This is a genomic window from Microcoleus sp. B7-D4 (assembly GCF_036705125.1).
Lineage (GTDB): Bacteria > Cyanobacteriota > Cyanobacteriia > Cyanobacteriales > Microcoleaceae > Microcoleus.
On record NZ_JAUBTT010000041.1, the window covers coordinates 16,993 to 29,743 of the forward strand.

General features: G+C 44.1%; 11 protein-coding genes. All 11 read left to right on the forward strand.

What is annotated here, in order from left to right; translation table 11 throughout:
* Window positions 1-20 precede the first annotated feature (20 nt).
* Window positions 21-1,130, forward strand: a complete 1,110-nt coding sequence (locus QUB12_RS17625) for an AAA family ATPase (RefSeq protein WP_333307812.1) — start codon at window positions 21-23, stop codon at window positions 1,128-1,130.
* Entirely contained in the window at window positions 1,130-1,825 is a 696-nt protein-coding gene (locus QUB12_RS17630; RefSeq protein ID WP_333307814.1) for a DUF3226 domain-containing protein, read from the forward strand. The genes QUB12_RS17625 and QUB12_RS17630 overlap by 1 nt, the downstream gene beginning before the upstream one ends.
* 41 nt (window positions 1,826-1,866) lie before the next feature.
* On the forward strand, window positions 1,867-3,666 hold the full coding sequence (locus tag QUB12_RS17635) for a hypothetical protein (RefSeq protein ID WP_333307816.1): 1,800 nt from the start codon (window positions 1,867-1,869) through the stop codon (window positions 3,664-3,666).
* Between the two features lie 367 nt (window positions 3,667-4,033).
* Entirely contained in the window at window positions 4,034-4,954 is a 921-nt protein-coding gene (locus QUB12_RS17640) for an NAD(+) kinase (protein WP_333146630.1), read from the forward strand.
* 321 nt (window positions 4,955-5,275) lie between these two features.
* Entirely contained in the window at window positions 5,276-5,761 is a 486-nt protein-coding gene (locus QUB12_RS17645; protein WP_333146632.1) for a hypothetical protein, read from the forward strand.
* A gap of 169 nt (window positions 5,762-5,930) precedes the next feature.
* Window positions 5,931-7,907: a carbamoyltransferase gene (locus QUB12_RS17650; protein WP_333146634.1), complete on the forward strand. Its 1,977-nt coding sequence runs from the start codon at window positions 5,931-5,933 to the stop codon at window positions 7,905-7,907.
* Between the two features lie 135 nt (window positions 7,908-8,042).
* Window positions 8,043-8,450: an SxtJ family membrane protein gene (locus QUB12_RS17655; protein WP_333146636.1), complete on the forward strand. Its 408-nt coding sequence runs from the start codon at window positions 8,043-8,045 to the stop codon at window positions 8,448-8,450.
* A complete protein-coding gene (locus tag QUB12_RS17660) occupies window positions 8,451-8,615 on the forward strand; it encodes a DUF5989 family protein (RefSeq protein ID WP_333127910.1) in 165 nt (54 codons plus the stop codon).
* Window positions 8,616-8,619: 4 nt separating this feature from the next.
* A complete protein-coding gene (locus tag QUB12_RS17665) occupies window positions 8,620-9,852 on the forward strand; it encodes an SGNH/GDSL hydrolase family protein (RefSeq protein WP_333307818.1) in 1,233 nt (410 codons plus the stop codon).
* Between the two features lie 13 nt (window positions 9,853-9,865).
* Entirely contained in the window at window positions 9,866-11,191 is a 1,326-nt protein-coding gene (locus QUB12_RS17670) for a hypothetical protein (protein WP_333307820.1), read from the forward strand.
* A 6-nt stretch (window positions 11,192-11,197) separates the two neighbouring features.
* The gene (locus tag QUB12_RS17675) at window positions 11,198-12,529 is read left to right on the forward strand and encodes a hypothetical protein (protein WP_333146642.1); all 1,332 of its coding nucleotides are present in this window, start codon (window positions 11,198-11,200) and stop codon (window positions 12,527-12,529) included.
* The last annotated feature ends 222 nt before the right edge of the window (window positions 12,530-12,751 follow it).

The window sequence follows — 12,751 nt, forward strand, 5'->3', positions numbered from 1 at the left end:
AGTTAATATGCGAGGAATCCATGTTGCGCGATCTCACCATCCAAAATTATCGCTGTTTTAAAGATTTTCATATCGACGAGTTAGCTAGGGTTAATCTGATAGTTGGTCAGAACAATAGCGGTAAAACTACTTTTTTGGAAGCCATTTATTTATTAGTCCAACAACAGAGTATTCAAGCTTTGTTTGATGTACTAAATGGTCGTGGCGAAATGAGCAACATAAAAACTCAACTGGCATCGGATCAAGCAGTAAACCGGAGCAAGTATCAATTTGAACATATTTTTTACGGACATCAACTAACTCCCGATAAAAACATTTACATTCAATCTCAGAAAGAAGAACTACTCTCACTCAAAATTCAAGCAAACCCTACAAACCAACAGGTATTAATTCCGGTAGCTGAAGAAGTAGAAACAAGGTTTTTAGCAGTAGAATTAATTGTTTGCTACAATCAGACTGCCACAGTCAAAATTTCACTGCTACGCGATGCTTCTATTGCTCATTTAGTTTCTTCTAAATTGACCGATAGAAAAAATAACTATTTATCGCTTGTTGGTTCCAGTCAAGATAATTTTAATTTTCTCAAAACTACGGCAATAACTTTTAACGAAATGGCTGTGTTTTGGGATGCTATTACACTGACACCAAAAGAAGAAAGCGTAGTAGCAGCACTGCAAATCTTAGAACCAGATGTAGAACGTATTAGTTTTACCAGTAATCCCACTAATAACAGTGGTATTTTGATTAAAATTAGAGGACAGAATAACCCAATTCCTCTAGGCAGTATGGGAGATGGTATGCAACGAATTCTTAGTATAGCAATGGCAGCCGTCTCATCAGAGAATGGGTTTTTGTTGGTTGATGAAATTGATACAGGTCTTTACTATCAAACCCAAACTGATATGTGGCGATTGATATTTGAAACAGCACAGCGATTGAACGTTCAAGTCTTTGCAACTACCCACAGTTGGGACTGCATAGCCGCATTTCAAGAAGCCTTAGAACAGTCAGAAGATAGTTCGGTTGGCAAATTATTTCGCTTGAGCCGGCGCGGCGAGGATATTCGTGCAGTTGAATACACTCCCGATGAATTGTCCGTTGCAGTGCGCCAAAGTATCGAGGTGCGCTGATGCCAAAAGCACGAAAACCTCCTCAATCAAAACCTCAACAGTTATTGGTAGAAGGTAAGAATGACCGACACGTAATCTGGGCTTTGTGCCAGCAATATCAACTGCCAGAAACATTTTCCGTCGAAGTACCGCAAGAAGAAGGTAGAGAAGGAAGTACAGAAGGAGTTGAAGCGCTGCTAAATGGCTTGCCAGAAAGATTGAAAGCAGAGAATTTACGCACCTTGGGAATTGTGGTAGATGCCGATCGCAATTTAAGTGGGCGGTGGCAATCTCTTAAAGATAAACTCAGTTCGATCGGCTATCGAGACATCCCCCAATCTCCCCCTCCCGAAGGCTGGGTTTGCACACCTTCAGATCCATACTTGCCTCGCGTCGGAGTTTGGTTGATGCCAAACAATCAACTTCCTGGAATGTTAGAAGATTTTGTCGCCTATCTCATCCCTCCTGGCGACACCCTGCATCCGAAAGCAGAAGCAATTTTACAAGAGATCGAACAAGCCGGACTTAACCGCTACACTTTAACTCATCATCCCAAAGCGCTAATCCACACTTGGCTGGCATGGCAGAAAACGCCTGCAATGCCGATGGGACAAGCAATAACAGCGCAGGTGCTCAGGTGCGATTGCCCGATCGCCTTAATTTTTATTGAATGGTTAAAACATCTGTTTGAGCTAATTGCTCGATCCGCCGAATAATGAGTAATATCTAGTAATGTTTCGCGATCGCTGAAAGCTTTATGATTCGCCGCTACATTGCTAGCATCAGCACCAGCATCCTCAAACGTACCTGCGCCGCAGCCGCTGTATTAGCCGTAACTTTGGGATGTTCGTCAACGAAGCCACCCAACACCGCAGGGCCATCGGGTTCGATCGAATCCACAGTCCTAGCGCAGTCGCCAACGTCTCTGTTAGCTCAAAACCCCAACAAAACCAGAAAATCCCTCAGCGTTCCCTCATGCCCCCAAAACGATGCCTTCACGGAGTCAGTTAACTTTGCCACCCAAGCTTCTAATTTGGCTCAATCAGCCAATTCAAAAGAAGACTGGGACGAAGTAGCCGCCCTGTGGGTGCAGGCCGTCGCCTGGATGCAAGCCGTTCCCCCCGGCAGTCCCAGGCGGGCTTTTGCGGAGAAAAAAGTGGTGGAGTACATGAGAAACCTGGTTTATTCCCAACAGCAAGCGGGCGCAAACGGATCGCAAGCCAGTACAGTCAGCTTCAGCAGCGATTTACTCAACGAACAACTCGAACTTTACCTATCCTACGTTGCTGCCGTCGGGCCACCAGATGTTTTGATTGTCGGCAGTTCCCGCGCATTGCAGGGCGTAGATCCCAAACAGCTAAAACAATCTTTGGCCCAAAGGGGCCGTCCGGGCTTAAAAGTATTTAACTTTTCAGTCAACGGTGCAACTGCACAAGTAGTTGACTTTCAACTGCGGCGGCTTTTGAAGCCGGATCATTTGCCTCAAATGATTGTCTGGGCGGATGGTGTGCGCGCATTTAACAGCGGCCGGGACGATCGCACTTTTAATTCGATCCTCGATTCTGAAGGCAGCCAACTTATAGCCGCAGGCGTTCGCCCCGAACTGGAGTTGGATGAACCGAATGTGATTCCCCAGTGTTACAGATTCCCGCAGCCCTGCGCTAAAAATACTTTCCGCAAAGCATGGGCATCTGTCGATCGACCTTTCACGGGCGGGCAAGACGCGCACCCCCTACTCCCCACAATCAAATTCCTATCTAGTGGAACGGGCATCTTGCCCGTTGCTAACACCCAACCCCTACTCCTCACAATCAAATCCCTCTCTAGTGGAACCGGCATCTTGCCCGTTGCTAACACCCAACCCCTACTCCCCAAAATCAAATTCCTGTCAAGTGGAACCGGCATCTTGCCCGTTGCTAACACCCAACCCCTACTCCCCCCAATCAAATTCCTGTCAAGTGGAACGGGCATCTTGCCCGTTGCTGAGAAGGCTGCAAGATATGACTTAAAACCGATCGCAGCAGATGCAGCAACCCAAAAAGCACAATTGATTCCAGTCTCGCGACGCACAACAGTAGCCATCCGACAACTCAACCAATTGGCAGATTCGATCGACTCCAACGGATTCATGGCTATGTCGGGCAAGTACAATCCCAACACTTATTATCGAGAACGCGCTTACGTTTCAGGCCAGTACGATCGCGACTACGAAAACTTCAACCTCGGAGGCAAACAAGCAACAGCCTTTAATTCAGTTGTAGCATTTACCAAAGCTCGCAAAATTCCCCTAATTTTCGTCAATTTGCCCCTCACCGACGACTACTTAGACGGAACTCGCCTGCGGGCAGAACAGCAGTTTCGACAGCGAATGCAGCAACTCTCGCGGCAAAAAGGCTTCGCTTTCCGCGACTTTTCGCAGCGGTGGCCGGGCCGCAATGACTATTTTGTTGACCCCAGCCACCTCAACCGCTTTGGGGCCAGCGCAGTTTCTAGCCTACTCGCTGCCGATTCCAGCATTATCTGGCCACGGCCCAAATCCAGCCGCAGCGACGGGTGAAGGAAGTTCGGCAACGGATTCTGTAACGGATGTAACGGATGTAACGGATGTAACGGATGTAACGGATGTCAGTCCGAGGGAAGTCGGAAGATGTGGAAATGCAGTCATAATAATATTTCTTATTCCCGGCTTTCTTTTTACCAGGCAAATCCTGGTAACGCAGATCCACAGGCTCTGCCTCGCAATGCTCAAAAATAGTTTAAAATCTAACCTGATGTCCAAAACCAATTTCTGCGATCGAACATTTTAAGATATTTCACTCAGCCTAAGATCTAACAATCAAAAATCCAAATATCGATAGATTGTGAGCTCACTCTAAAATCTAACAATCCAAAATCCAAAATCTAAAATCTAAAATCGATAGGTTGTGCAACTAAAACAAGTAATTATCGCCCACAAAGCCAGAGATACCCTCAGCCAGCGGTGGGCAGAACAGTGTGCCCGCCAATTAGAAAGTCGCGGGTGTCAGGTTTTAATGGGGCCGAGTGGCCCCAAAGATAACCCGTATCCGGTGTTTTTAGCTTCTAGTAACAGCCCAATAGATTTAGCGGTGGTGCTCGGCGGCGACGGTACTGCCCTAGCTGCGGCGCGGAATTTGGCTGCTGACGGCATCCCGATTTTGGCAGCGAATGTGGGGGGACATCTGGGTTTTTTAACCGAGTCTTTTGATGATTTCCAAAATACTGAGGAGATTTGGGACAGACTTTCGGAAGACAGGTATGCTGTGCAGACGCGGATGATGTTGCAGGCAACAGTTTTTGAGGGAAACAGAAGCAATCTCGAACCCCAAAGCGATCGATTTTTGGCACTCAATGAAATGTGTGTCAAACCTGCTTCAGCCGATCGAATGCCGAGCTGTATTCTAGAAATGGAAGTTGACGGCGAAGTAGTCGATCAATATCAAGGCGACGGTTTAATTGTGGCAACTCCCACCGGTTCGACTTGCTACACCGCATCTGCCAACGGGCCGATAATGCACTCGGGAATGGAGGCGATCGCAGTTACTCCGATTTGCCCTTTGAGTTTATCCAGTCGGGCGATCGTCCTGCCGCCCGGTTCAGTCGTCAGCATTTGGCCTTTAGCAGATTACGAACTCAGTACCAAACTCTGGACAGACGGCATTTTGGGTACTGCAATTTGGCCAGGACAGCGCGTAGACGTGCGGAAGGCGGACTGCGAAGCCAAGTTTATCATTTTGCGGGAAAACTATTCTTATTTCAACACTTTGAGGGAAAAACTTCACTGGGCAGGAGCCCGAATTCGGTACAGCAACAATCACCGCAATTAATCCGAATCATCGACCATTAATCATTAATCTGTAGGGGCGGGTTTTACCAACAATATTTGCCTAAAATCAATAATCTCATAAACCCGCCCCCACAAGGCGATAAATCGCAATTTACATTTTTATGCTTCGAGCGAAAGAAAGGTTGATCTGGGTTATTAGTTGTGTGGGGGCGGGTTTATATAGATGGTTTGCGGTCATTAAATATTATTCGTAAAACCCGCCCCTACAGGATGCTATTTTACAGGCAAAACCCACCTTACCCAACCCATAATCTCTGTACTTTGTTAAGATCGCTCAATATCTTGACAAACAGCCTAATCTATGCAGATTTTCAAAAAATCAACCCGACCTTTCAACCCTCAAGATACATATCCCTGTCCCGTGTGCCGCACCGGTCAAATTTCCACCCTAGCACTGATGGACGCCCTAGCTTGCAACTTCTGCCAGCACATTTATACCGCCAGCGTTGAAAGACAATCGCTCCAAATGGCCGATCGCCAACCGCCCGTAACTTGGCACTGGAACGGCAAACAGTGGATAGGAGCCCACCTCGAAGGCGTAGAATTCGGATGGCCCTACTTGGCAGCGGCTTTGGGTCTAATATTCCTTCCCACTACCTTGCTGGGACTTTCAGCTTACTATTTTCCCCCGGTTCCCGGCAGCCGGTTGTCGTGGCTGCCCCTAGCTTGGACAGGCTTAGCTTTTTTGTCCCATTTAGGAATCGTGCTGTGGTTGATAGGTGAATTTTATCAATTCCCGGTAGTAACTTACTTCAGAGCTTGGGGGCGCAGGATAAGCCGGCGCTAGCTTAAATGCTCTCTAACAGCCGATCGTCCTCGGACTTTGCACCGACATCGATCCAGGTAAAATTAGAGGCGATCGCAAAATTCAATTCCCAATCAGCACTGAAGCAGCTATAATCGTTAGCTATTCTAAATAGTCAAAAGCAAACGCATTGCGATTTGTGAGGAGAGCGATGAACATACTTGGAATCTCGGCGTACTATCACGACAGCGCCGCAGCCTTAATTCGCGACGGAGAAATTATAGCAGCAGCGCAGGAAGAAAGATTTTCCCGCAAAAAGCATGACGCCAGATTCCCTAAGAATGCGATCGCTTATTGCTTGAAAGAAGCAAAAATAGATTTGCGGGAAGTCGATCGAATAGTTTTTTACGACAAACCTTTAGTCAAATTCGAGCGCCTTCTCGAAACCTATTTAGCCTACGCACCCCAAGGTTTTCGCTCTTTCCTAGCAGCCATGCCGATATGGCTCAAAGAAAAGCTTTACCTCAAAACCATGCTCAAAAGAGATCTGGCAGCAATAGCAAACTGCAAAACAAATAAACTGCCATCTCTGCTATTTACCGAACACCACCAATCCCACGCAGCATCGGCATTTTTCCCCAGCCCGTTTCAAAAAGCAGCCGTTTTGTGCCTCGACGGCGTGGGCGAGTGGGCCACAACCTCAGTTTGGTTGGGAGACGGGAACCAACTTACACCTCAGTGGGAAATCGATTTTCCCCACTCCTTGGGTTTGCTTTATTCAGCTTTCACCTATTACACCGGCTTCAAAGTCAACTCTGGTGAATACAAACTCATGGGTTTAGCTCCTTATGGCGAACCCAAGTATGTAGACAAGATTCTCAACTATTTAATCGACCTCAAAGATGACGGAACTTTCCGTTTGAACATGGATTATTTCAACTATACAGTTGGCTTAACCATGACAAACAAGAAGTTTGACGAACTGTTTGAAGGGCCGCCACGTCAAGCTGAAGGAAAATTGACTCAGCGAGAAATGGACATTGCAGCTTCCATTCAAGTTGTTACCGAAGAAGTTGTTTTGCGGCTTTGCAGAACAGTTAAAAAAGAATTGGATGTGGATTATCTTTGTCTTGCCGGCGGCGTTGCTCTCAACTGTGTTGCTAACGGCAGACTCTTGCGGGAAGGTATTTTCAAAGATATTTGGATTCAGCCTGCAGCGGGAGATGCTGGCGGTGCTTTGGGTGCGGCTTTGGCGATTTGGTATCAGTATTACGAACAAACTCGCACTGTGAGCGCGAACTCGACAGCAAATAGTATAGAATCCCTCAAAACTGAACTTATCACTACAAACGCAGCGGTTGAGGAGAGGACTGAAGTTCTCACTGCAAACCAAGCGGTGGCAACTGTGGCGAAGTCTGTTGCTCATTTAACTTGTCACGACAAAATGCGGGGCTCATATTTGGGGCCGAGGTTTACTGACGCAGAAATTCTCGAATATTTGGATGCTGTCAAAGCCAGCTATCACCGATTGGAGGATGCCGAATTAATGCCGCAGTTGGCGGAAATTTTGGAACAGGGAAATGTGGTGGGATGGTTCCAGGGGCGGATGGAATTTGGGCCGCGGGCTCTGGGCGGTCGATCGATCATTGGCGATCCCCGCAGTGCTAAAATGCAGTCCGTGATGAACCTGAAAATTAAATATCGGGAATCATTTCGACCTTTTGCGCCGTCAATCTTAGCCGAACGAGTTGCGGATTATTTCGAGATTGACCATTCCAGCCCTTATATGCTATTAGTAGCACCTGTCAAATCCAGTCTCCGCATTCCCATGACTGCGGAACAAGAGCAGTTGTTTGGCATTGAAAAGCTCAACATTCCGCGTTCCGAGATTCCGGCTGTCACCCACGTCGATTACTCGGCTCGCATCCAAACTGTTCACAAAGAAACCAATCCTCGCTACTATGACTTAATCAGCCATTTTGAAAAGCGATCGGGCTGTTCTATTGTGGTAAATACTTCTTTCAACGTCCGAGGCGAACCCATTGTTTGCACTCCAGAGGATGCTTACCGCTGTTTCATGCGAACCGAAATGGACTATCTGGTTTTGGAAAATTACTTGCTTCCCAAGTCCGAACAAATTCCTTGGAAACAAGATGATGCTTGGAAAAATGAATTTGAACTAGATTAGTCATTAGTCATTAGTCATTAGTCATTAGTCATTAGTTATTAGTTGGAACGAATAACTAATAACTAATTCCCCATTCCCCATTCCCCATTCCCCATTCCCCATTCCCCATTCCCCATTCCCCATTCCCCATTTCTAATGAGCGACGAAATTAAAAAACTAGACAAAAAAGGCTTGCGCGATTTCGGGCTGCTAATTGGCGGCTTGATTGCAGTGCTGTTCGGTTTAGCAGTACCTTTACTGCGGCGGCATTCTCTACCTTGGTGGCCTTGGGCAATCTGCGGGGTGATGGTGCTGCTAGCATTGGTGGCGCCGAAATCGCTTAATCCCGTTTATCACGGGTGGATGCGCTTTGGAATTATTCTTAACAAAATCGAAACGCCGATCGTCCTAGGGATAGTTTTTTACCTGATAGTTTGGCCGATGGGAGTTATTAAAAGCCTGTTGGGCGAAGATGCAATGCGGCGCAAACTCAATCCTAAAATGGATACTTACCGCGTCCCAAGTAAAGCAAGAACCAAAGTTAGTATGGAGCGTCCTTTTTAAGTGTTTGAAGCAACTTTAGATTTTATCAAAGATTTGTGGGCGTTTATGAAAGAACGCCAAAAGTATTGGCTGTTGCCCCTGATTGTGACTTTAGTCTTTTTGGGAGCTTTGATTGTATTGAGTCAGGGTTCTGTGATTGCTCCGTTTATTTACACCCTGTTTTGAAATAATGAGCAAGTTGAAAGATTTGGGTGTCAATTTGGGTTTGACACTCGGCGGTTTATTGATGGGGGTGGTAATTGGTGAAATTGGATTGCGAGTGGCTAAAGTTGAGGGCTATCCAAAAATAGGAGATTTCGCAGACTCTGCGCCAACTCGTTTTCACACTTCCGATCCGAATTTGGGCTGGAAGCTGAAACCTGGTGTGTCGGGCGAGTGGAATGGGGAAGGTGCGAGTTTTGTGCAGGTGAATAGCGAGGGTTTGCGCGATCGGGAACATACAAAAGCAAAACCTCCAAATACTTTGCGCGTTGCGGTTTTGGGCGATTCTTTCACCGAAGCAATTCACGTACCTGTCGAACAAACTTTCTGGTCAAAATTGGAACGAAAGTTAGGCAACTGCGAAGCTGTTAAGGGACGCAAAAATGTTGAGGTAATTAATTTCGGGGTGCAGGGCTACGGTACTGCTCAAGAATTAATTATGCTGCGAAAAAAAGTGTGGGATTACAATCCTGATATTGTAATTCTTGCTTTTTTTATTGGCAATGATGTGATAAATAATTCTCCGAAACTGGAATACGATCGCTACCGACCATTTTTTGCTTATGATTCTAGTGGCAAGTTAGTACCGGATATGTCTTTTCGCAATCTGCCGCCGATCGATCGCAACGAAAGAGCAGTTTCCTTCGTAGACAGGATGCCAAGTTGGCTAGTCAACAATTCGCGCATTTTGCAGGTTATTAAAAAAGTAGACTTAGAAAGGAAAAAGCGCGAGTTATCTGAGGATTTTACCAATTTAAGTACCCAAAACCTCAAGGAACCTCAGAATGCAGCTTGGCAAGAGGCTTGGAGGGTGACAGAGGGTTTGATTGTGACGATGCGGAATGAAGTCGTGCAGAAAAATGCTGATTTCTTGCTTGTGACGATCGGCGATCCGACGCAAGTTAGACCGGAGGCCCCGGTGCGAAAAGATTTTATGACAAAGAACAACATTCAGGATTTGTTTTATCCCGATAGGCGGCTGGAAAAATTGGGCGCGCGCGAGGGTTTTCGGGTACTGAATTTATCCGAACAGATCCAAGGTTACACTGAAAAATATCAAGTCTGCGCCCACGGTTTTGAGAATTCTGTACCCTGTGGAGGTCACTGGAATGAACTCGGACATCGGCTGGCTAGTATCCTGATTAACCGAAATTTGTGCGAAAATTTGAAGCAGTCTCAAGTACCCAAAAAACAACCGTAATCAGTCAAATTTCATGAAAGATTCAACGGCGCTAAAAAAAAGCAAAAACATATTAATTATAATCGCGGTTAATTTGGCGATCGCCTTTATTTGTCTGGAAGCTTTGTCGCTAGCTTTTTATTTTATCAACCAAAAGCAGTTTTTTTATACCCGAACTAAAGCCAAAGAAAAAGTAGTAGAAGATATTGAAAGGATCGGCATTAGACTTGATGAATCTATCGTAGAAAGACTGCACCCCCTTTTTGGGTATGTGCTAAAACAAGGTGCTTTCACTAATGAAAAATTAAAGTTAAAAGTCAACAAACAGGGTTTTTTTTCCCTCTACGAATATCCGGTTGTGAAAACCAATAAAAATCAAGTTATCATCGGAGTTTTTGGCGGTTCAGTTGCGAATAATTTTGCCGTTGCTGAATACGTAAATCGTCGATTGTCTAACAAATTGAAGACTTATCGAGAATTTGCCAACAAGGAAATTATTGTTTTAAATTTTGGCAACGGAGGCTACAAACAGCCGCAACAATTGTTAATTTTAAATTACTTTTTGGCTTTGGGTCAAGAGTTAGATATAGTCATCAATATTGACGGTTTTAACGAAGTAGCACTGTCAAATTTAAACAACAAAGCCCAAGTTGAAATAGGAATGCCCAGCGTTCAGCACATACAGCCGTTAACAGGTTTAGCGAGCAATAACTTGTCGCCAGAAGTGATGAGTTCCATAGTGAAAATTAACGAAACAAAAAAACAATTGAAAGCAGGTATTGACAAATTGCAAACTTGTCAACTTGCTTTGTGTCACGCTGTCACCTCGCTACAGGTGAAACAATTAGTCAACAATTACCAGCAAGCAGTGCTCAAGTACGATTCGCAAGTTAAACCATCCAACCCAGACACGGCAAATAGCAGTATAGTGTACATTCCCAAAGCTGACTCTGTTTTGCAGGATGCCGCTGCTTTTGACAAAATGGCATCAATGTGGTACCAATCGTCGATCGGGATGAATCAAATTTTATCAAGTAGAAAGATTAAGTATTTTCACTTTATCCAGCCCAACCAGTATTATCCTACTAAGCGAGCGTTTACCGCCAAGGAAAAGGAAATCGCGATTAACACAGAGAGTCCCTACATTGAAGGGGTGAAAAAAGGTTATCCGGTATTGTTGTCTAAAGTCGATGATTTGCAAAAAGCTGGGGTTAATGTTTTTAGCGCAGTGAATATTTTAGATAATACAAAAGAGACGGTTTACAAAGATGCCTGCTGCCACTATAATTCAGTCGGAGACGAAGTATTGGCAAACTATGTTTCTAGTTCAATTATTAAAGTAGTAAGAGAGTCGAAATAAAAGTTTATGAAAGATTTAAAATTCCTCAAAAACGGACAAGAAGTTCTCAAGATAACTTTGATTAACTTAGCGCTTTTACTGGTTTTCCTGGAACTCGGTTCCTTGGGATGGTATTTTGTCAAGCACAAGCAATTTTTCTATACTAGAGAAAAAGTGCAAGATAAGTCGGATTTAGGAATAAATTTAGAAGGAGTGCGGCTGAATCAGTCTATTGTGGAAAGATTTCATCCTTTTTTTGGGTTTATTCAAAAACCCAGCCGCGATTTTCGACCGGGTTTTAAAGTCAATAATTATGGGTTTATTTCTCCTTACGATTACCCTCTCAAAAAAACTAAAAATAATCAGTTTTTTATAGGAGTTTTTGGCGGTTCTGTGGCTTCTGATTATGCAATATTTCAAGTTCAGAATCAAATTTTACCTAAATACCTCAAACAGTTGCCCGGTTTAAAAGATAAAGAATTTGTAATTTTGTCTTTTGCAACGGGAGGCTACAAACAGCCGCAGCAATTATTAATTTTAAACTACTTTTTGGCTTTAGGTCAAGAATTAGATATGGTCGTCAATATAGATGGCTTTAATGAAGTAGCACTTTCTAACTTAAACAATAAAAATCACGTCGATTTGGCGATGCCAAGCATTCAGCATATTTTGCCACTGGCTAACTTCGCGAATAATAGCCTTTCTACTAAGGCTATGGAAGCAACTCTCAGAATTCAAGAAAATAAAACTAGGATTAATCAGGGTTTGGAACGTTTACAAAACTGCTCTTTAGCTGCGTGCGATGCTTTGACTTCTGTTTACGTTCAACATCTAGTAAATAACTATAAAGCAGATGTTCTTAAGTTTGAAGAAGAACAGACTAAACAACAAAAAGATGACAGTAGCAGCGTTATTTATATCAATACTAATAAGGCGGTTTTACCGGATTCAGTAGCTTTTGAAAAAATGGCATGGAATTGGGCAAAAAGTTCAATTTTTATGCACAAAGTGCTGTCAGCTAGTAATGTGCCTTATTTTCATGTTCTTCAGCCTAATCAATATTATCAGACGAAAAGGGTGTTTGGTGAAGCCGAAAAGAAGATTGCTTTTAACAAGGAGACTCCTTATGCTAAATCTGTAGAAATTGGATATCCGGCTCTTTTCAAAAAGTTTCCTAATTTGGAAAAAAATAATATTAATATATTGAATGGTGTAAATGTATTTGATGGGACTAAAGATGCTGTTTATGTAGATAGCTGCTGTCATTACAATAAAGCTGGGGAAGTAATTTTTAGTGATTATGTGGGCCGTTCTATTCTGGAAGCTTTGCGGAAGGAGGAAAGAAAAAAGAAGAATTGATATTATGTCTGGTTGATTCGTTATTGTACAATTTGCGAACTCGTAGGAGCGGGTAAACCTGCCAATATATAACGATAACCAACAATATATAAAAACCCGCCCCACTCACCAATAATTCACATCAACCTGATATTTATATTTAATTCCTAAATGTAGGTGATGATTTATCGTTGGGTGGGGGCGGGTTTTTGAGATTGTTTGTTTCCGGCGATGAGGGTTGGT